Annotated in this window: 18 protein-coding genes; 16 read left to right on the top strand and 2 right to left on the bottom strand. The window is 31.7% G+C overall.

The genetic code is table 11. The features are described 5' to 3' along the window. Window positions 1-79: 79 nt before the first annotated feature. The 8 genes from betA to lqo all read left to right on the top strand — a co-directional run bounded on the left by betA (window position 80) and on the right by lqo (window position 11,434). Window positions 80-1,789 carry a choline dehydrogenase gene (gene betA, locus GVY01_RS09965; RefSeq protein WP_017636651.1) on the top strand — a complete coding sequence of 570 codons (1,710 nt, stop codon included), beginning with the start codon at window positions 80-82 and terminating at the stop codon, window positions 1,787-1,789. Window positions 1,790-1,945: 156 nt separating this feature from the next. Next, the gene (locus tag GVY01_RS09960) at window positions 1,946-3,121 is read left to right on the top strand and encodes an amidohydrolase (RefSeq protein WP_017636650.1); all 1,176 of its coding nucleotides are present in this window, start codon (window positions 1,946-1,948) and stop codon (window positions 3,119-3,121) included. Between the two features lie 388 nt (window positions 3,122-3,509). Further along, a complete protein-coding gene (locus GVY01_RS09955; RefSeq protein ID WP_017636649.1) occupies window positions 3,510-3,719 on the top strand; it encodes a YozE family protein in 210 nt (69 codons plus the stop codon). A gap of 31 nt (window positions 3,720-3,750) precedes the next feature. Beyond that, the gene (locus GVY01_RS09950) at window positions 3,751-4,224 is read left to right on the top strand and encodes an antibiotic biosynthesis monooxygenase family protein (protein ID WP_017636648.1); all 474 of its coding nucleotides are present in this window, start codon (window positions 3,751-3,753) and stop codon (window positions 4,222-4,224) included. Window positions 4,225-4,397: 173 nt separating this feature from the next. Further along, window positions 4,398-5,987, top strand: a complete 1,590-nt coding sequence (gene mbcS, locus GVY01_RS09945; RefSeq protein ID WP_017636647.1) for an acyl-CoA synthetase MbcS — start codon at window positions 4,398-4,400, stop codon at window positions 5,985-5,987. A gap of 240 nt (window positions 5,988-6,227) precedes the next feature. Further along, window positions 6,228-8,858 carry a pyruvate, phosphate dikinase gene (ppdK, locus tag GVY01_RS09940; protein WP_159333742.1) on the top strand — a complete coding sequence of 877 codons (2,631 nt, stop codon included), beginning with the start codon at window positions 6,228-6,230 and terminating at the stop codon, window positions 8,856-8,858. Window position 8,859: 1 nt separating this feature from the next. Continuing rightward, a complete protein-coding gene (locus GVY01_RS09935; protein WP_108000426.1) occupies window positions 8,860-9,684 on the top strand; it encodes a pyruvate, water dikinase regulatory protein in 825 nt (274 codons plus the stop codon). Window positions 9,685-9,940: 256 nt separating this feature from the next. Further along, the gene (gene lqo, locus GVY01_RS09930) at window positions 9,941-11,434 is read left to right on the top strand and encodes an L-lactate dehydrogenase (quinone) (RefSeq protein ID WP_159333741.1); all 1,494 of its coding nucleotides are present in this window, start codon (window positions 9,941-9,943) and stop codon (window positions 11,432-11,434) included. A gap of 78 nt (window positions 11,435-11,512) precedes the next feature. Here lqo and GVY01_RS09925 read toward each other — a convergent pair whose 3' ends face one another. Beyond that, window positions 11,513-12,214, bottom strand: coding sequence for a GntR family transcriptional regulator (locus GVY01_RS09925; protein WP_017636643.1), 702 nt, complete (start codon window positions 12,212-12,214; stop codon window positions 11,513-11,515). Between the two features lie 156 nt (window positions 12,215-12,370). On the opposite strand from GVY01_RS09925, the gene GVY01_RS09920 reads away from it, so the two are divergent. The 6 genes from GVY01_RS09920 to GVY01_RS09895 all read left to right on the top strand — a co-directional run bounded on the left by GVY01_RS09920 (window position 12,371) and on the right by GVY01_RS09895 (window position 19,812). Next, entirely contained in the window at window positions 12,371-14,266 is a 1,896-nt protein-coding gene (locus tag GVY01_RS09920; RefSeq protein ID WP_017636642.1) for a beta-glucoside-specific PTS transporter subunit IIABC, read from the top strand. A gap of 14 nt (window positions 14,267-14,280) precedes the next feature. Beyond that, window positions 14,281-15,720, top strand: a complete 1,440-nt coding sequence (locus GVY01_RS09915; RefSeq protein ID WP_108016814.1) for a 6-phospho-beta-glucosidase — start codon at window positions 14,281-14,283, stop codon at window positions 15,718-15,720. Window positions 15,721-15,751: 31 nt separating this feature from the next. Continuing rightward, a complete protein-coding gene (locus GVY01_RS09910; RefSeq protein ID WP_017636640.1) occupies window positions 15,752-16,075 on the top strand; it encodes a YciI family protein in 324 nt (107 codons plus the stop codon). Window positions 16,076-16,238: 163 nt separating this feature from the next. Further along, the gene (locus GVY01_RS09905; protein ID WP_017636639.1) at window positions 16,239-17,120 is read left to right on the top strand and encodes a LysR family transcriptional regulator; all 882 of its coding nucleotides are present in this window, start codon (window positions 16,239-16,241) and stop codon (window positions 17,118-17,120) included. A 133-nt stretch (window positions 17,121-17,253) separates the two neighbouring features. Next, window positions 17,254-19,098 (top strand): subtype A tannase, encoded by a 1,845-nt coding sequence (locus tag GVY01_RS09900; RefSeq protein ID WP_159333740.1) that lies wholly within the window; start codon window positions 17,254-17,256, stop codon window positions 19,096-19,098. 135 nt (window positions 19,099-19,233) lie between these two features. Next, window positions 19,234-19,812: a PadR family transcriptional regulator gene (locus GVY01_RS09895; protein ID WP_017636637.1), complete on the top strand. Its 579-nt coding sequence runs from the start codon at window positions 19,234-19,236 to the stop codon at window positions 19,810-19,812. Window positions 19,813-19,870: 58 nt separating this feature from the next. Here the strand turns inward: GVY01_RS09895 and GVY01_RS09890 are convergent, their stop codons facing one another. Beyond that, window positions 19,871-20,761 (bottom strand): fructose bisphosphate aldolase, encoded by an 891-nt coding sequence (locus tag GVY01_RS09890; RefSeq protein ID WP_017636636.1) that lies wholly within the window; start codon window positions 20,759-20,761, stop codon window positions 19,871-19,873. Between the two features lie 155 nt (window positions 20,762-20,916). Between GVY01_RS09890 and GVY01_RS09885 the strand changes: the two genes are divergently transcribed. After that, a complete protein-coding gene (locus GVY01_RS09885) occupies window positions 20,917-21,375 on the top strand; it encodes a hypothetical protein (protein ID WP_017636635.1) in 459 nt (152 codons plus the stop codon). Window positions 21,376-21,532: 157 nt separating this feature from the next. Next, window positions 21,533-22,750, top strand: coding sequence for a putative glycoside hydrolase (locus GVY01_RS09880; protein WP_017636634.1), 1,218 nt, complete (start codon window positions 21,533-21,535; stop codon window positions 22,748-22,750). Window positions 22,751-22,775 lie beyond the last annotated feature (25 nt).

Below are 22,775 nucleotides of genomic sequence, written 5' to 3'. Positions count from 1 at the left end.
ATATGTAAGAACGATTCAAGATAACTATGAAAGAGATGAATATAAAAACTAAAAAAATTAATTTCGGAGGTTATTTGTGATGAGTAGAAAACATGATTCATATGATTACATTATCATTGGCGGAGGTAGTGCAGGTTCAGTTTTAGGTGCACGATTAAGTGAAGATAAAGATAAAAATGTATTAGTATTAGAAGCGGGACGCAGTGACTATTTCTGGGATTTATTTATTCAAATGCCAGCAGCATTAATGTTCCCTTCAGGAAATCCTTTATATGATTGGATTTATCAAACTGAAGAAGAACCACACATGGGACGCAAAGTTGACCATGCACGAGGTAAAGTGTTAGGTGGTTCAAGTTCAATTAATGGAATGATCTTCCAAAGAGGTAACCCAATGGATTATGAAGGTTGGGCGGAACCAGAAGGTATGGAAACTTGGGATTTCGCACATTGCTTACCATACTTTAAAAAGTTAGAAACAGCATATGGATCAGCGCCTTATGATAAATACAGAGGTCATGATGGACCAATTAAATTAAAACGAGGTCCTGCAACGAATCCATTATTCAAATCATTCTTTGATGCTGGGGTTGAAGCAGGATATCATAAAACACCAGACGTAAACGGATTCCGACAAGAAGGTTTCGGACCATTTGATAGCCAAGTTCATCACGGACGCCGTATGTCTGCATCAAGAGCATATTTACGACCTGCAATGAGACGTAAAAATTTAGATGTAGAAACAAGAGCATTCGTAACAAAAATTAACTTTGATGGTAGAAGAGCTACAGGTGTGACTTATAAGAAAAACGGCAAAGAAAGAACAATCAATGCCAAAGAAGTTATTTTATCAGGTGGCGCATTTAATACACCACAATTGCTACAATTATCTGGAATTGGTGATTCAGAATTCTTAAAATCTAAAGGTATTGAACCTAGAGTTCATTTACCTGGCGTTGGAGAGAACTTCGAAGACCATTTAGAAGTGTATATCCAACATGAATGTAAAGAACCGGTATCTTTACAACCTAGTTTAGATGTAAAACGTATGCCATTTATTGGATTGCAATGGATTTTTGCTCGAAAAGGTGCAGCAGCTTCTAACCACTTTGAAGGTGGAGGATTTGTACGTTCAAATAACGAAGTAGACTATCCTAACTTAATGTTCCACTTCTTGCCAATCGCAGTTCGCTATGATGGTCAAAAAGCACCAGTAGCGCACGGTTATCAAGTACACGTTGGACCTATGTACTCTAATTCACGCGGTAGCTTAAAAATTAAATCTAAAGATCCATTTGAAAAGCCAAGTATAGTATTTAATTATCTTTCAACTAAAGAAGACGAACGTGAATGGGTAGAAGCTATTCGAGTTGCAAGAAATATCTTATCTCAAAAAGCGATGGATCCATTTAATGCAGGAGAAATTTCACCTGGACCTTCTGTACAAACAGATGAAGAAATTTTAGATTGGGTGCGTAAAGACGGAGAAACTGCATTACATCCATCATGTAGTGCTAAAATGGGACCAGCATCAGATCCAATGGCAGTTGTTGATCCACTTACTATGAAAGTACATGGTATGGAAAATTTACGTGTCGTAGATGCTTCTGCTATGCCTAGAACAACTAACGGTAATATCCATGCACCAGTACTTATGTTAGCTGAAAAAGCTGCAGATATTATTCGAGGTAGAAAACCTTTAGAACCTCAATATGTAGATTATTATAAACATGGTGTACATGATGAAATGGCAGGCGCTAAAGAAAACGATCCATTTTATAAGCACTAATTAATTATATGATTTCAATCACTTCAATATGACAATGCTCATATTGGAGTGATTTTTTTCTAAATTTATGTCATTTTTAGTCAATAAAAGTGTGACACAACAATAAACGGGAATAACATATTATAATGTAGATGTATAGATAAAGGAGAGGATTTTATGAGTAATACTTTAGTTGAAAAATTACGCGAAAAAGAAGATCGAATGATAGAAATTAGAAGACATCTTCACCAACATCCAGAATTATCCTTCCATGAAGAAGAAACACCAAAATATATTGCTGACTTTTATAAAGATAAAGATTGTAAATTGGAAACAAATGTGAGACCAAATGGTGTCAAAGTAACTATCGATAGTGGTAAACCTGGCAAAACATTAGCAATTCGTGCAGATTTTGATGCCCTACCTATTAAAGAAGAAACAGGATTATCATTTGCATCTAAAAATGATGGTGTTATGCATGCGTGTGGACATGATGCACATACAGCTTACATGCTTATTTTAGCCGAAACATTAATTGAAATGAAAGATCAATTTAGCGGTAAAGTAATTGTCATTCATCAACCAGCTGAAGAAATGCCTCCAGGTGGCGCGCAAGGTATGATTAAAGATGGTGTGCTTGATGGTGTTGACCATGTATTAGGTGTTCACGTTATGAGTACGATGGAAGCTGGGAAAATTTTTTACAAACCAGAATTTGTACAAACAGGTCGTGCTTACTTTAGATTAACAGTTCATGGTAGAGGCGGTCACGGTTCATCACCTCACATGGCAAATGACGCAATTGTGGCAGGATCTAACTTTGTAACAACTGCACAAACAGTTGTATCTAGACGTTTAAGTCCATTTGAAACTGGTGTCGTTACAATTGGTTCTTTCGATGGTAAAGGTCAATTCAATGTGATTAAAGACACTATCGAAATTGAAGGTGACGTGCGTGCGCTTACCGATGATACAAGAGATACAATTCAAAAAGAATTAACACATCTTGTTGAAGGATTAGAAGCTTCATTTGGCGTAAAATGTGATTTCGAATTTAACAAAGATTACCCTGCATTATATAACAATCCAGAATTCACATCTTATGTAGCTGAAACAATTAAAAATGCAGAAGGAACAGACATTCAAGGTGTTGAAGAATGTGAAGCACAACCACCTTCTGAAGACTTTGCATTTTATGCAGTAGAACTACCAAGTACATTTATTTATTCAGGAGCAGCACCAGAAGATGGCGAAGTATATCCACACCATCACCCTAAATTTAATATTAGTGAATCATCTATGTTAGTTGCTGCTGAAGCAGTAGGTACTGTTGTATTAGACTATTTAAATTAAGATAGATGACTATAAATTACAGATTAAAATATGTAAATTAAAATAATAAGTATGCCCGTCAGTCTAACAGCACTCTTATGTGCTATGTTGCTATTAGTACTGGCGGGCTACTCATACATATGACTATTGCGCTTATAAGTTTTAATATTTTAACTTATCAAATCCATGTTTAAACTTGTATTTAACGTTGTTTAAATCATTAAGCAAACTGATGAACGAGACATCAATAACTAATGTATTAAAGAGAAATTTATGATATAAAAATGAACTAATTAATTTCGTCATTATTTTGCAAATAGAAAAATATATTAGACTATTTAATTTTGATTGGTGTTTTATTTACTAATTCGTGATATCATTAATATATTAAGTAAGAAGAGGTGATTTAGTGACGTTTTATGAGTTTATACAAGGATTTACTGGAGACCAAACACCTCTAGGAGAACTAGCCGCTTGGGTTGATAAAGATGTACAATTTCCAAAAGAAGAAAAATTAGCGAAGAATATTTTAAATTATTTTAAACAAATAACAAATTTAGATGATGAAATACTAGAAATAGTTAAAAGATCACTTTCAATATATGAACAAAATATTTAAACGTAAAATGAATTAGAATGAAGGAACTAATATGTTACTAAATGATTATTATAAAACGTATAAAATGAATGAATCTAATGATGAATTTATGATTGAGAAAAATAATGATGCACAATATTATGATATTTTAGAATCAATTAATCAATTATCAAATGATACATTTTGTGTGCTCAATCATTTATTTGTAAATGAAGATAAAGAAGACCAATTTGAAGATAAATTCTTATCACGTCAAAAACACCTTCAAGATGTACCAGGGTTTAAAGCATTGCGCTTCCTTAAACCTCGAACAAATCATAGACATTATATTATTGTTACATTATGGGAATCGAGACAAGCGTTTTATGACTGGCAAAATTCATCAGAATACGCACAAACACATCGTAAACGAGGTACTAAACAAGGCGTTGATAATCAAATTGTGAATCGTGATTTGTCATATAACATTAGAATAGAATTAGAAGATTTGAAAAAACAAATGCTAGATTATGAAGATATATTTTAAATCATAGAAGGGCGGACAGAAATCATTTTATGTAAATGCTATTTCGGATCCGTCCTTTTTTTATTATAAAAGATCATTTTAGTTTAGTAGATAGATACTAAAGAGTAAAATATATCAATGAGATTATACATTTGATAATATAATAGTGAATGTTAAGGAAAGGGAGTAATATAATGAAAAAAACTGATTTACTAGCACCAGAAAAATACAATATTACATCTGCAATCGAACAATATGCTTCAGACGCATCTAAAAAAGCAATCATTTATCGTGATTCAGAACATGATCATATAGAAGTGACTTATCAGGAATTAATAAAAAATGCTAATAAAGTAGGTAATATATTTAAAAAGCATGGTTTGAAATATGGTGACAAAGTTTTAATTATGATGCCAAGAGCTATTGCTACCTATGAATTATACATTGCAGCTTTAAAATTAGGTATTGCCATTATTCCAAGTTCTGAAATGTTACGTACAAAAGACTTACAATATCGTGTAAGTCATGGAGAAATTGATGCGGTTATTTCATTTGGAAAATTTATTAAGGAATTTGAAGGATTAAAAGAATATCAAAGCCTTACTAAATTTATCGTTGGTGATACACACGAAGATTGGATTTCGATTGAGGAAGAAAAAGCAAATGTTAGTGATGAACTTGAAGCAGCAGACACATCTCGTGAAGATGTTGCTATATTATCTTATACATCAGGCACTACAGGAAACCCAAAAGCAGTTACTCATTCACATGGTTGGGGTTATGCCCACCTACAAATGGCACCTAAACATTGGTTATGTATTAAAGAAGATGATTTAGTTTGGGCAACTGCTGCACCTGGATGGCAAAAATGGGTATGGAGTCCTTTCTTATCAACTTTAGGTTCTGGAGCAACAGCATTTGTTTATAATGGTCGTTTTAAACCAGAAACATATCTAGAATTATTACAAGATTATCAAATTAACGTCCTATGCTGTACACCTACAGAGTATCGTATGATGGCTAAACTACAAAATCTTGATGAATATAATTTAGAACATTTGCATAGTGCAGTTTCTGCAGGTGAACCATTAAATAGAGAAGTTGTAGAACAGTTTAAAAAATATTTTGATATTATTGTTAGAGATGGATATGGTCAAACAGAAAGTACATTATTAATTGGATTCCTGAAAGATACAGCACCTCGACCTGGAGCAATGGGTAAATCTATACCAGGAAGTTATACAACAATTATTGATGACGATGGTAATGAAGTAGAAGCCAATGTTAAAGGTAATATTGCAGTCCCATTAGACTTACCTGCACTGTTTAAAGGTTACTATAAAGAACCAGAACGAACTGCTTCAGCAAGATTAGGCGATTACTATGTTACTGGAGATTTAGCACACCAAGATGAAGATGGTTATTTCTGGTTTGAAGGTCGTAAAGATGACATTATCATTAGCTCTGGCTATACGATTGGACCATTTGAAGTTGAAGATGCTTTAACAAATCATCCAGCTGTCAAAGAATGTGCTGTCGTTGCAAGCCCTCATGAATTGAGAGGTAATATTGTAAAAGCATTTATTATTCTTCAAAATGGATATGAAGGAACTGAAGAATTAATTAAAGAACTTCAAACATTTACGAAAAATGAAGTTGCACCATACAAGTATCCGCGTTCTATTGAATTTGTAGAAGATTTACCTAAAACTAATTCAGGTAAAATCAGACGTGTAGAATTAAGAGATGCAGAAATTGAAAAATATAATCAACAACATGAATAAATAAGTACATTAGACACCGCTTTAATTAAAGTGGTGTCTTTTTTAATAGATATTAGTATGACACATTTAACCAAAATAATATTAATATTTAAACAGTTCTAATTTAAGAATGTTTTATAACCAAATTATGACAATATTATTAACTAATAGAAAACGTTTACATATAAATCTTGTCTTTTTTAGCTTAATATGACATACTCTAAAATGATTAGTATGACATATTAAGAGAGGTGCTTATTTATGGAAAAATTAATTTATGCATTTGATGAAGGTAATAAGACTATGAAAGATTTACTTGGAGGTAAAGGTGCGAATTTATCTGAAATGAAACGGTTAGGATTACCAGTTCCAGATGGTTTTACAATTACAACTGCAGCTTGTATTGACTATTTGAAACAAGGTGGTCAATTATCTGATAATGTGACATCACAATTACAAGAACATTTAAACGCATTTTCAAATCGAACAGGTAAGTCATTTTCATCACAAGAAGACTTATTACTTGTATCAGTGCGTAGTGGTGCAAAAATATCGATGCCTGGGATGATGGATACGATTTTAAATTTAGGATTAAATGACGAAAACGTTGAAAAACTTGCAAATAAAACTAATGACGCCAGATTTGCATATGATTGTTATCGTCGTTTACTACAAATGTTTGGTGACGTTGTATACGGCGTACCGATGAATCGATTTGATACATATTTTGATAACTATAAGAAGGAACATCAATTTGAGTCAGATGCAGATATTACTGCCGATGGATTAAAACATATATGTGAAAAGTATAAAGATATTTATATGGAGTATGGTAGTAAACCATTTCCTCAAGATCCTTATAAGCAATTAAAAGAAGCAATTGAAGCAGTATTTAAATCTTGGGACAATGATCGTGCACGTGTCTATAGAGATTTGAATGATATTCCTCATGACATAGGTACAGCTGTAAATATACAGGAAATGGTGTTTGGTAATAGTGGAGAACAAAGCGGTACTGGTGTGGCGTTTACTAGGAATCCAGTTACTGGAGAAAATAAATTGTTCGGTGAGTACTTATTAAACGCACAAGGTGAAGATGTAGTGGCAGGTATACGTACGCCACAAGATATTAATACATTAAAAGACCAAATGCCTGATGTACATAAAAATTTTGTCGAAGTAACAAAGCAATTAGAAACACATTATAAAGACTTACAAGATATTGAATTTACTATTGAAAATGGACAACTATACTTACTTCAAACACGTAATGGTAAACGTACAGCACGAGCAGCAATAAAAGTTGCAGTTGATTTAGTTAATGAAGGTCTTATATCTAAAGAAGAAGCTGTAACTCAAGTAGATGTTAAATCAATTGAAACACTTTTACATCCAAACTTTAAAGAAGAATCATTAAAGCAGGCAACTGTAATTTCTAAAATGGGACTTCCAGCCAGTCCAGGGGCTGCTACTGGTCAACTCGTATTTTCTGCGGAGGAAGCTAAAGAACAAGCAGAAAGTGGTAATAAGGTGATTTTAATGAGACCTGAAACATCTCCAGAGGATATAGAAGGAATGGTAGCTAGTGAAGCTATAGTAACAACTCATGGTGGAATGACATCTCATGCAGCAGTCGTTGCAAGAGGTATGGGAAAATGTTGTGTTACTGGATGTTCTAATGTAGAGATAGATACAGTGAATAAAACTGTAAATTATCCTAATGGAGATGTTTTACGTGAAGGAGATATTGTATCCGTAGATGGTAGTGCAGGTGATTTATATCTAGGGGAAATTGAAACAGTAAGTGCAGAACATAGTGATGAATTTGAACAGTTTATGCAGTGGTCTGAAGAAACGGCTAGATTACAAGTACGCATGAATGCTGAAACTCCTCAAGATATTAAATCTGGGTATGAATTTAATGCTAAAGGTATTGGTTTAGTAAGAACAGAGCACATGTTCTTTGGAGCTGAACGACTAGTAGAAATGCGAAGATTTATTTTAGCGTCAAATTATGAAGAACGTGTTGAAGCATTAAACAAAATTAAAACATATCAAATAGAAGATTTTGAATCTATTTTTAAATTATCGGATGGCCGTCCAACAATTGTACGTTTACTCGATCCACCATTACATGAATTTTTACCAGCTTCAGAAGAAGATATTCAAATTGTAGCCAAACAATTAGATGTCTCAACTGATTACTTAAAAAGAAGAATCAATGATTTGAATGAAGTCAATCCTATGTTAGGTCATAGAGGATGTCGTTTGGCAGTCACTTATCCTGAATTATATGAGATGCAAGTAGAAGCAATTATGAGTAGTGTATTTAACCTTCAACAACAAGGAATAGAATCCCAACCTGAGATTATGATTCCACTAGTTTCTACAGTAGAGGAATTTACGACACTAAAAAAACAATTAATTACAACAATCAATGATTTAGAGAATGAAACGAATAGCAAAGTACCATATTTAATTGGCACAATGATTGAAACACCAAGAGCATGCCTGATTGCTGGCCAATTAGCACAACATTGTGATTTCTTTAGCTTTGGAACTAACGATTTAACACAATTGACATATGGTTTCTCAAGAGATGATGCAGGTAAATTTATAAACGTGTATACTGAAAATAACATATTACAGCTTGATCCATTCCAAACATTAGATAATGATGGTGTAGGTCAATTGATTAACTTAGCCGTAACAAATGCTAAACAAGTCAATCCGTCTATTAAAATTGGAGTTTGTGGAGAATTAGGTGGCGATGCTAAATCAATTCATCGTTTTAATCAGTTATCTATTGATTATGTTTCATGTTCTCCATTCCGTGTGCCTGGGGCAATCTTAGCTACAGCTCAGAGTCAAGCTGAAGAAAGTGAGAGATAAGGTGAAAGAACATAATGAACAAGAATTAACGATTTATATTGTTTCTGATTCAATAGGGGAAACAGCTCAGCGAATGATTCATGCAACGCTAACTCAATTTCCAGATTTAACACAAATAGAAATTAAGAAATTTCCTTATATTAAAGATGAGATGGAGTTTCTTAACGTATTAGAATTGGCACGTGAAAAAAATGCCATTGTTGTTACAACATTAGTTAATGAATCATTTAATGCATTAGGACATCAATACGCGAACGAACATCAATTATCATATATAGACTATATGTCAGAATTAATTACGATGATTGAAAAACATACGACATCTACGCCTTTAATGGAAAGTGGCGCGTTACGTAAGATGAATACAGAATACTTTAATAGAATAGAAGCTATAGAGTATTCTGTGAAGTACGATGACGGTAAACATTTTACTGATATTGGAGAAGCGGACGCATTAATTGTCGGTGTTTCCAGAACGTCTAAAACACCGTTAAGTATGTATTTAGCTAATAAAGGTTACAAAATTGCTAATATACCATTAGTACCTGAAGTTACAATTCCTGAAAGTGTATTTCAACATAAAAATTTAAAAGTATTTGGATTAACAGCAAGCCCTAATTATATTGCCAATATTAGAAAAAATCGTGCAGAAGCTTTAGGTATTTCTAAAACATCAACTTACAATAGTTTAGAAAGAATTAAGAAGGAACTGTCCTACGCTGAAGAAATATTTAATAAATTAAATGCTATTGTGATTAATACAGAATATAAATCTATAGAAGAATCGGCATTTTATATTGAAAGGTTTTTACAACAAAAAGACTAAAAGTTAAAACTATTGTGAAGTGAAGTAAAGTCATATATAGATTTGCATGCTTTTGTGAATAAAATATAATCATAAACAAAACCAATTTCTATTATTATAAAGAATAATAATTTACTTTTCCGATAGCTTGATTTAACATAATAATAGAAGACTAGTTTGCGAGATGGATTGTTAGAAAAATTGTATTAAACTTTGATTGAAAATACAGTTTTAGTGGACTGGTGTAAGTATTTATTATATTGGAGAGGTGAACAAAATGGCAAAGTCTGACAAAAAAGACGTAATTTTAATTGGTGCCGGTGTACTTAGTACAACATTCGGTTCAATGCTAAAAGAAATTGCGCCAGACTGGAATATTCATTTATATGAACGTTTAGACCGTCCTGGTATTGAAAGTTCTAATGAACGTAATAATGCTGGTACAGGTCACGCCGCACTTTGTGAATTGAACTATACTGTTCAACAACCTGATGGTTCAATTGATATTGAAAAAGCAAAAGAAATCAACGAACAATTTGAGATTTCTAAACAATTTTGGGGTCATTTAGTTAAAACTGGAAACATTGAAGATCCACGTGCATTCATTAACCCATTACCTCATATTAGCTTTGTAAGAGGTAAAAATAACGTTAAGTTCTTAAAAGACCGTTATGAAAAAATGAAAGCTTTCCCAATGTTCGATAATATCGAATACACAGAAGATATTGATGTAATGAGAAAGTGGATTCCATTAATGATGAAAGGCCGTCAAGATGATGGTAGCTACATGTCAGCAAGTAAAATTAATGAAGGTACAGATGTTAACTACGGTGAATTAACTCGTAAAATGGCTCAACACCTTCAAGAAACTGACAATGTAGATGTTCATTATAATCATGAAATCATTGATTTTGAACGTTTATCTAATGGTAAATGGTCAGTTAAAATTAAAAACCGTAACACTGGTGAAGTTTTTGAACAAGAAACTGACTATGTATTTATTGGTGCCGGTGGCGGAGCAATTCCACTATTACAAAAAACTGGTATCCCTGAAAGTAAACATTTAGGTGGGTTCCCAATTAGTGGACAATTTATCGCTTGTACAAATCCAGAAGTGATTAAACAACACGATGCCAAAGTTTATGGTAAAGAACCACCAGGCACACCACCAATGACTGTACCTCACTTAGATACACGTTATATTGATGGTGAAAGAACATTGCTATTTGGACCATTTGCGAATGTAGGTCCTAAATTCCTTAAAAACGGTTCAAATTTAGATTTATTCAAATCAGTTAAACCATATAACATTACAACATTATTAGCATCTGCTGTTAAAAACTTACCATTAATTAAATATTCATTCGACCAAGTGATTATGACTAAAGAAGGTTGTATGAACCACTTACGTACGTTCTATCCAGAAGCACGTGATGAAGATTGGCAAGTTTATACAGCAGGTAAACGTGTTCAAGTAATCAAAGATACTAAAGAACACGGTAAAGGTTATATCCAATTTGGTACAGAAGTAGTAAACTCTGAAGATCACTCAGTAATTGCATTATTAGGTGAATCACCAGGGGCATCAACTTCAGTATCAGTAGCATTAGAAGTACTTGAAAAGAACTTCGCTGAATATGCTGATGAATGGAAACCATTAATCAAAAAAATGATTCCTTCATACGGTGAATCATTAATTGAAGATGAACAATTAATGAGAAAAATCCGTAAACAAACTTCAAAAGATCTAAAATTAGGTTATTACGAATAGTAATAGATAGAATAACTCAACCAAAGTTGAACGAATACTTTGGTTGAGTTTTTTGTTTTAAGGAGTATGAAATTGTTTTTAACTTTGTATTGGTACAAAAAATTTCGCATTTTGATAATGATAAACAATATTTGAATAATCAAAGGGTGTGCCTTTATTAGTATGAAAGATTAGTTCATGTCTCATACAAGGGTCACCTTCATTTAATTCTAATAATTGTGATTCATCTTGAGTTAAAAAATCTACATAAAAATAAATATCAGAAAAACCAATGTTCACTTTTAACTTGCTTTGGATATAATCAAAAATCGAGCCTTCAGATACATCTCTATCAAGTTTACTGACTACATTTTGATTGAAATAGGAAGTTTCAATGCATAGCAATTGCTTATCTAAAAATCGTAACCTTTTAACATAATATGCAGAATCATCTTTATTTAATTTAAGATGACTTCTTATGTAATCATTAGGTACAAGCTCTTCGAAATCAATGACGATACTACTAACATTATGTCCATGTAAATTATCAGAGAAACCTTTTGTTTTTAATAAGTTGATATAGCCATCAATTCTTTTATTCCTAACATAAATACCACTTCCACGCGCTTGAAAAATAGTTCCTTCTTTTTCAAGCATAGCAAGAGCTTTAATAATTGTACTTTTACTAACGTCATATTTAATTTTTAATTCTTCTACACTTGGTAATTTATCTCCAGCTAGATAGTGTCCTTCATTAATAAACTGTTCTATATCATTAGCGATACGTTCATATTTCAACATCTATTATTTCTCCAATCTATCAATTCATTAATATTATAACAAAAATAAAATTACACCGGTATAATATCAAAAAGCGTATTTACAAATTATACCGGTATAATTATAATAATGTATGTAAAGGCTTACAAATATGTTTGTCATTGGGAGGTAATGACATTGAGTGCTAAATATAAAGAATTAGCTGAGGATATTTTAGGGGAAGTTGGTGGTAAAGAAAATATAGTCAAAGTATCACATTGTGCTACAAGATTAAGATTCGTATTAAAAAGATCAAAACCCGAGTCAAAACAAAAGGTATCAAAATTAGACGGTGTTGTAACTGTAGTTGAAAATAATGGTCAATTCCAAGTTGTTATAGGTAACGCAGTGGCATCTGTTTACAAGGAAATAGAAAAATTAATTGGGAAAAATGACGATAGTAAGTCGGAAGAACAAGAAAATAAAGGTTCTATACTAAATAGAATTATTGCAACAATGTCTGCAGTGTTTGCACCATTCATTTATGTGTTGGCAGCAGCAGGTATTTTACAAGGTTTATTGATTATTATTAATTTGATAGCACCTAGTTTTAAAAATACAGGTACTTTTGAAGTATTTAACTTTATATCATGGGCACCGTTTACTTTCTTGCCTATATTTATTGCGTTAACAGCTTCAAAGCACTTTAATGTTAATACTTATATTGCGGTAGCATGTTGTGCTGCTTTAGTTAGTCCAGATTTAGCTGGAATATTAGAAAGAATAGGTAAAGGAGAAAGTTTTAATTTCTTAGGATTACCTTTATCTGAGACAAGTTATACATCATCAGTATTGCCTCCATTGTTATTAGTATGGGCTTTATCATATGTTGAGAAATATTTGAATAAATATATTCCAGAAGTGGTACGTCAATTATTCGTTCCATTTTTTAGTATTGTAATTATGGTACCGTTAACGTTAATTATTATAGGACCACTCGCATCTGGTGCCGCTCATGGCATAGCAAGTGGCTTTAATACATTGGTGGATGTAGCACCATGGTTAGCAGGTATATTGATAGGTACATTTTGGCAAGTATTTGTCATATTTGGTGTTCATTGGGGAATTACACCAATGGTTCTTGCTAATTTTGAAGAATATAAAAGTGATGCATTCCAAGCATTTCAAACTATTGCTGTTATTGCTCAATTTGGTGCTGTGTTGGGAGTATTTTTCAAATCTAAAAAATCAGAAATTAAGAAAGTTTCATTATCTGCAGGTATTACAGGTATATTTGGTATTACCGAACCAGCGATGTATGGTATTAACTTAAGATTTAAAAAACCATTTATTATAGCTTGTATTAGTGGTGGTATCGGTGGATTGGTTGCAAGCTTCTTTAATCCAAAATATTATGCATACGCAGGATTACCTGGTCCAATAACTATTGTTAATGGTTACAGTGGAGATAATCCTACTTCAATTTGGGGTATTGTAATTGGTTCAATTATTGCGATTTTACTTCCAATTATTTTAATTCAAATATTTGGATATGGTGAAGATGTGACTGAAGAAGTGGAAGACGCAGATATTAATGCTACTCAAAATCAAGATGCAGTAAATTCAAATGAAGTGTTGGAAGAAAGTGTACAATCTCCAGTAGAAGGTTTTAAGGTATCTCTTTCTGAAGTGGATGACCCTATTTTTGCAGAGGGCATGATGGGTAAAGGTGTTGCTATTCAACCTACAAGTGAAGAAATCAAAGCACCAATAGAAGGTATTATTAGTATGGTTGCACCAAGTAAACATGCTATTGGCATAACATCAAATAATGGTGTTGAATTACTCATTCATGTTGGATTAGACACAGTGAAGTTAGATGGAGAAGGATTTGACCTTTTAGTTAAAGAAAATGACAAAGTAAAATTAGGACAGCCTATTTTAGGTTTCAATAAAGCGTTTATAGAAGAACAAGGATATGACACAATCATTCCTATCATAGTAACTAACAGTAATGAATTTAATGATGTCATAGAGAATGAATCAAGAAACGTTAATGAAAAAGATACTATTATGACAATAATTAAAAAATAAAGGAGAGATATAGCATGACTAAATTACCAAAAGATTTTCTATGGGGTGGCGCGTTAGCAGCCAACCAATTTGAAGGTGGATATGATCAAGGTGGAAAAGGTCTTAGTGTTATTGATGTCATGACAGCTGGTGAACATGGTAAAGCACGTGAAATTACACAAGATGTTGATCCTAATAAATATTATCCAAATCATGAAGGTATCGATTTTTATCATCGCTATAAAGAAGATGTGAAATTATTTAGTGAAATGGGACTGAAATGTCTTCGTACTTCTATTGCATGGACAAGAATATTCCCTAATGGCGATGAAGTAGAACCGAATGAAGAAGGTTTGAAATTCTATGATGATTTATTTGATGAATTACTAAAATACGATATTCAACCAATTATTACATTATCTCATTTTGAAATGCCACTTCATTTAGCTAGAGAATATGGTGGTTTTAAAAATAGAAAAGTAGCAGATTTCTTTGCTCATTTTGCAGAAACTGTATTTAAACGTTATAAAGATAAAGTTAAATATTGGATGACTTTTAATGAAATTAATAACCAAATGGATTTAAATAATCCGATTTTCCTATGGACGAATTCTGGAGTATTACTTTCAGAAGATGATAATAAAGAAGAAGTGCTATATCAAGTTGCACATAATGAACTTATTGCTAGCGCTAAAGCTGTTAAAATTGGTAAAGAAATTAACCCTGATTTTGAAATTGGCGCTATGATTTCTCATGTTCCAATTTATCCATATAGTTGCAACCCTAAAGATATGATGGAAGCAGAAATTGCTGGTAGATTAAGATTCTTCTTCCCAGATGTTCAAGTAAGAGGTTATTACCCAGGTTATGCTACAAAAATGTTCGAACGAGAGAATATGGATATTGGTTGGGTAGAAGGTGATGATCAAATTTTACGTGAAGGTACTGTAGATTATATTGGATTTAGCTATTATATGTCTACTGTTGTTAAATCTGATAGTGAAACAAGTGTTGAAGATAATATCGTTAATGGAGGACTACCTAATTCAGTTGAAAATCCTTACATTCAAACAAGTGATTGGGGTTGGGCAATTGATCCAGTAGGACTTAGATTTACATTAAATGTATTATACAATCGTTATCAAATTCCATTATTCATTGTAGAAAATGGTTTTGGTGCTGTAGATGAGTTTGATGAAAATGGAGAAATACATGATGATTATCGAATCAATTATTTAAAAGAACATATTCAAGCCTCAATTGAAGCGGTTGATCAAGATGGCGTAGATTTAATGGGTTATACACCTTGGGGTATTATTGATATCATTTCATTTACAACAGGAGAAATGAAAAAACGTTATGGTTTAATACATGTTGATCGAGATAATGAAGGTAACGGTACACTTGATCGTACTAAGAAAGCTTCATTTGATTGGTATAAACACGTGATTGAAACCAATGGTGAGGATTTATAGAAATATAATGGCAAATTAAAGGAGATGCAAGATGGCCTATTATTTAGTAAAATTTGTGCACACCGATATAGAACATTGGAAACAACATGTGAGAGATCATGCAATATATCTATATCAACTTGTTGAATCGGGAGATTTATTACTTTCAGGGCCTATTGAAAATAATGATGATCATCAAAAAGAAGCTTATCTAGTTCTCAAAGCAGACAATGAAGCACAATTAATGGCATTGTTAAAAGCTGATCCATTTTGGAAACAAGGATTAGTATCAGATTATACTATCGAAAAATGGACACCAATGTTTGGAAATCCTGGAAATATCGACATAACGCCTCCAACAACTCAAGACAACTAAATAATATATAACATTACAGAAGATGGAACTATACAATAATTAGAATTTGTAATTATTTTAGTTCCATCTTTTTTTGATGAGGTATATAATTTTCATAATTATTAAACCACAATTATATCGTTATGATTTATTGAAAGATATCTAATTGAAGGAGTTGTTATTCATGGATATAAATCATTTAAGAGAATTTATACTTCTTGCAAAATATGAGAATTATCTTAAGGCTTCACAAGAATTGTTTATAGCACAGTCAACATTATCGAAACATATGACTGCTTTGGAAAATGATATAGGACATCGTTTAATTGATAGAACTAATAAGAAGATAGAATTAACTGAATCCGGTAGTCTATTTCTTCATTATGCTAAACAAATTTGTCAAAATGAAGAGGAATTAAAGAAACATCTTTCATTAAAAGATGTAGATGATATAGTAACAATAAATATGGGCGCTTCTCGTTTGATGATTGAATATGGTATTACGGAATTGGTATCTCAATGTGTGAAATTATATCCTAAGGTTAGATTTAAAATTACAGAAGGCTCGGAGATAGAATTAAAACAAGCTATTGATCAACAAAAACTTGATATTAGTTTTATTAGAGAACTTTCTCCGGCCAAAAGTAATAATAGTTTTGTATATATGAAAGAACAACTTTGTGCAATTGTTAAGAATACACATCCTTTAGCTAACCAAGATGAAATATCATTAGAAATGTTAAAAGATGAACAACTTTATTTGCCACCTGATTTTACAGTAGAACACCAAGCCTTCCTCAAATGTTGTGAGAAAGAACAATTTTATCCAATTATTTCATTTACTGCTCCTCGAATGGAGAATTTATTAGAAATGGTTAATATTAATGAAGGTATTGCATTGATAATGGAGCATCAAGCCCGTTTTTATTTAAATGAATCTTACAAGTTAATTCCATTGAAGCCGGAAATTGATTCTTATATTAATTGTAAGTTACATCATGACTGCCCAGATTCAAAAGAATTAGAGAACTTTATGTCTATTGCCCGTCAATATTCAAAAAATTAAAGAAGGTAAGTCAAGAGACCAACGACTTAATATACGTTTCTAATTCAGAATACAAACACCTCTAAAATCGAATTGATAGTGCTTAGTTTCCTCGCTATGATTAAAATTATATTAATTAAAGGAGGAAACTTATATGAAAAAAGCCCTAGCCCTAATGTTAACAGCTAGTTTATTGCTAACTGGATGTGAGTCAGGTCATCACGATAATAATCAAAGTAAAACTCATACAAAAGGTGTGAATGTTTCAAAGACAAAGGTTAAAGACTATAAACAAGCATCATCTAAACTAAAGATTGATAATAAAAAATGGAAATATGATAGTAAAAATAAAGTGTATTATCAATTAAATATAAGCTATGTAAGTCATCCTCAAGCTAAAAATGTTGAAAAATTAGGTATATATGTTCCTGCTGCCTATTTTAAAGGTAAGAAAAATAAAGATGGTACATATACTGTTACTGTAAATAATGAAAACAAAGTAAATGGTTATTCAGCTAAAAATGCACCATTAGTGTATCCGGTTAATACACCGGGTTATGCTGAACAAAGTGCACCAACTTCATATAAATATAGTAATATTTCAAAATATATGAAAGCCGGATTTATATATGTAGAGGCTGGATTAAGAGGACGTAGTATGAATATCGGAAATAGTTCCAGTAGTTCATCTAATAAATCATATGAGTATGGAGCTCCATGGGGAGTTACTGATTTGAAAGCGGCTATTCGTTATTATAGATTTAATTCTAATGAATTACCTGGTAATAGTGAAAAAGTCTACACATTTGGTCACAGTGGTGGTGGCGCACAAAGTGCTATTGCAGGAGCATCTGGAGATAGTAAAACATATTATAAATATTTGAAAAAAATTGGCGCAGCAATGACTGATAAAAAAGGGAAATATATCAGCGATAAAATTGACGGTGAAATGTCTTGGTGTCCTATTACAAATTTAGATGAAGCAGATGCAGCATATGAATGGCAAATGGGGCAATATACAAACAGCAATAGTAGAAAAAACAAAACATTCCAAAAAGAATTATCTAATGATTTAGCTCAATCATATGGATCATATATCAACAAATTAAATTTAACTACTAATGGACAAAAATTATCACTTAATAAATCTAAACAAGGTTATTATACTGAAGGTTCATATGCAAAATATCTAAAAAAAGAAGTTGAAGAATCAGCTACTGACTTTTTAAATAATACTAAGTTTCCTTATAAGAAAACAGATAATCAACAAGCTGGAATGGGTCAAAGTAAGGCACCATCTAATGGTCAAAAGCCAAAAGGTAAAGGTGCTATGCCAAAAATGGGCTCTCAATCAAATAACAAAACATATAAAACTATGGATGCTTATCTTAAAGATCTGAATAAAAAAGATAAATGGATCACTTATAATAAGAAAACTAAGAAAGCGCATATCACTAGTCTTAAAGACTTTGCCAAATATTATAAAACACCATCTAAATCAGTACCAGCATTTGATGATTTAAAACGTAGTCAAGCAGAAAATAATGTATTTGGCACAAATGGTAATCATACAAAACTACATTTTGATAAAACAACGGCTAAATTGTTAAAACAAAATCAAAGTAAATATTCAAAAATGAGTGGCTGGAAAAATAAATATGTAGATAATTATAATGATGACTTAAAACAAAAAGATAAACTTAACCAATCTGTAGAAACACGTATGAATATGTATAATCCGATGTACTATTTATCTAATTATTATAAAGGATATGGAAAATCAAATGTTGCGAAACATTGGAGAATCAGAACGGGAATTCAACAAGGCGATACAGCATTAAATACTGAAACAAATCTGTCATTAGCTTTAAAACAGTATGTTGGAAATAAAAATGTTGATTTCAAAACTGTATGGGATCAAGGCCATACAATGGCAGAAACTTCAGGAAATAGCGATACTAATTTTATCAAATGGGTAGAAAAAAATAATAAAAAATAAAGTGACAATTGAACCTGAAACGTCAAATAGATGTTTCAGGTTTTAATTTATACTAAAAAATAACGATATATCGTTGACTTATTTCGATATATCGTTTATGATACTGATATATCGAAATAGAGAAAGGTGATTAATATGTTTAATAGAAATGAAAATAGAATGAACGGTCATATGAGAAGATTTGAAGGATTTGGTATGAATGGAGGACCTGGTAGAGGACCAGGACAGTTTGGTGGCTTTAGACAAATGAATGGCAAAGATAGATTTTTTAAAAAAGGAAATCTTCAATATGTCATTTTACAAATGTTACAAGAAGAACCAAGACACGGGTATCAAATTATTAAAGATTTAGAAGGAAGATTCAATGGATTCTATGCACCTAGCCCAGGTTCAGTATATCCAATATTACAAATGTTAGAAGATAGAGATTTTGTATCTATTCATAAAGAAGGAAATAAAAAAGTATATTCTATTACTGATGAAGGTACTCAATTTTTAGAAGAAAATCCTGAAAATGAAGACTTTAAGAAACGAATGGAACAATTTAAAAATGCTGATTTTGAAGGAATGAAAGCAGCACGTGAACAACTACATGAAGTGTTTAAATTATTTATGGAAGCATCACAACAAGCAATGAATGATAACGAGAAAAAAGAAAAATTTGATGCGATTATTAAAGAAACTAAAGAAAAATTAGAACAACTAACTAAATAATAGATAAGAATAAAAAAAGACACGTGATTTAATCACGTGTCTTTTCTATATTAATATATTAGTTTTTATTAACTGAAGCATCATAGATTGAATCTACTGCGTCACCTAATGCTTTATCGAATTCTTCTTGTGATTGACTAGCTCTTAAGTCACTAGCTAATGCACGAGAGAAGCTTGCGATAAGATCTTCGTTGTCTTTTAATAATTTATTAGCTTCATCTCTGCTGTAACCGCCTGATAATACTACAACACGTACAACATTTGGATGTTGAGCTAATTCTTTATATAAGTTAGGTTGAGTTGGGATAGTTAATTTAAGCATAACTAATTGATCGCTGTCTAAATTGTCTAAACCTTTTTTAAGTTCATCTTTTAAGACATTTTCAATTTCTGCTTTATCTTTAGCGTTGATATTTACTTCAGGTTCAATAATTGGAACTAAACCTTTAGCGATAATTTTTTTAGCGAATTCAAATTGTTGTTCAACAACATCTTTGATACCTTGTTCATTTAATTCTAAAATGTTTGAACGCATTTTAGTACCGAAAATATGACGTTCATTAGCACGATCTAAAGTGTCGTCTAAATCGTCAATTGGTTTCATTAATTGAACACCGTTTTGTTCTTCAGCTAAACCTTTATCTACTTTTAAGAAAGGAACGACACCTTTATCAGCTAAATAGTCTCCAGTATATTTACCTTCAACTTCACGATCCATAGTTTGTTCGAAAAGAATCGCACCTAAAATTTTATCAGCTGAGAATGATGGTGAAGTTACAACGCGTGTACGCATATCATGAACAAGTTTGAACATTTCATCATCATTGCTATATTCATCTTCATTAATACCATATTCTTTTAAAGCTTTAGGTGTACTACCACCACTTTGGTCTAATGCTGCAATAAAGCCTTTACCGTTCTTCATTTTTTCTAATTGTTCTTTATTCATACTTTCCACTCCTTAACTTAACTTTCATCTACAGTATGATAAAAATTAATCTGATTCTCAAGCGATTCAACTTATAAATTTCAAGAAAATTACACTATAATAGTATAAAGTCAAAAAATCGACTTATAATAATGTTCGTAAAGGTGGTGGGGATGATGTGTAGAAGAATACTAATCATTGGTAGTCCAGGAACTGGTAAATCAACTTTAAGCAATCTACTTAGCCATCAAATGAATTTACCACTTTATCATTTAGATGACATATTTTGGAAAAATTCAATTTCAACTATAAGCCAACAACAATTTATTAGTGAAATTCAGAAAATAATAATGTTAAATAAATGGATTATTGATGGAAACTATACAGATACTTTAGAAATGAGAGTGTGTAAGGCTGATACAATAATTTGGTTACAAGAAACAAGATTAAAGTGTATGTTGAGAGTAGTTAAAAGATATATTAAACATGTTGTAACCAATAAAAATGTCGGTGCGAATCCTAAAACAATGAGTATAGAATTTCTAAAGTACATATGGGACTTTCCTAAAGAAAATCACGAAAAAATAAAAGCGATTAAACGTCAATATCCAGAGAAATTATGGATTATTAAATAACCAACAATTATTTCCGATAATTTATGTATGTAAAATACAAATTAAATGATGCAATGTGCTAATATATAATTAAGAAAAGTTTTCTTTAATTTAATATATTGTTTGAAAACATAAAAAAGTTAAGAAATCTTTTTTAATACACATAAGGGGTTTAGGGATGAATCATAAAAAATTATGGGTGACATTAGCAGCAAGTTCAATAATTATCGCAGGTTGTAGTAATGGTAGCAATAATGGCAACAATGATCATAAAGACACTAATAAAGCAGAACAAACAGCAAACCAAAAGAATAAAGTAGCTTACCCTAAAGATGGTGTTAAAGGTATTTATGTTACGAGTAATTCAACACAAGGTGAGAAAATAGATCAATTGATTAAATATGTAAAAGATGCAAAATTAAATGCAATGGTTATCGATGTTAAAGATGACGAAGGTAATGTCACTATGAAATTTAATACAGGTAATAAATTGATAGATAAAAATACGATGGATATTGCAGAAGCAAAACCATTATTGAAAAAATTGAAAGATAATGATATTTATCCCATTGCTCGTATAGTCACATTTAAAGATACTAAATTAGCTAAAGAACACCCAGAGTGGTCATTTAAAGAAAAGGACGGCTCAGTTTGGCAAAATGGCAAAGGAGAAAGTTTTGTTAACCCATTTGTCAAAGATGTTTGGAAATATAATGTAAACATTTCAAAAGCAGCCGCAAAAGCCGGATTCCAAGATATTCAATATGATTATGTTAGATTCCCTGAAGGTTTTGAAAATGAAGCAGATCAATTAGATTATGATAAAGGCGATTATAAAAACAGTAAATTAAGTAAAGGTGACCAACGTGTAGATACGGTCACAAATTACTTAGAATATGCACATAAAGAATTAAAACCGTATAAAGTTAAAATATCTGCAGATGTTTTTGGTTATTCTGCACTAGTAAAAAATGCGCCAGGAATTGGACAAAGTTTCCCTAAAATCTCTAAAAATGTTGACACTATTTCTTCAATGATTTATCCGTCTCATTGGAGTCCGGGTGATTTCGGATTAGAAGCGCCAGATACAGAACCATATAAAACAGTAAATAGATATATTCAAAAGGAAAATAGTATTTTAGATGAATTAGGTAAGAAAAAGCCAATTTCAAGACCTTGGATTCAAGACTTTACTGCTTCTTATTTAGGAGAGGGAAATTATAAAGAATATGATGCTCAAGCATTATCTGATCAAGTCCAAGCTTTAAAAGACAATGGTGTGAATGAATTCTTATTATGGAATGCAGGTAATGACTATACTGAAGGCGCTAACTTTAATCCTAAAAAAGGTGAAAACCAAGATAAAGATTATCAAAAGGATAAACAAAATAAGTAGAAATTAAAAACACCTCTTGTGGCCA

This window comes from Staphylococcus sp. 8AQ (assembly GCF_902506595.1).
Lineage (GTDB): Bacteria > Bacillota > Bacilli > Staphylococcales > Staphylococcaceae > Staphylococcus > Staphylococcus pasteuri.
This window is presented reverse-complemented; position numbering and strand designations above follow the sequence as displayed.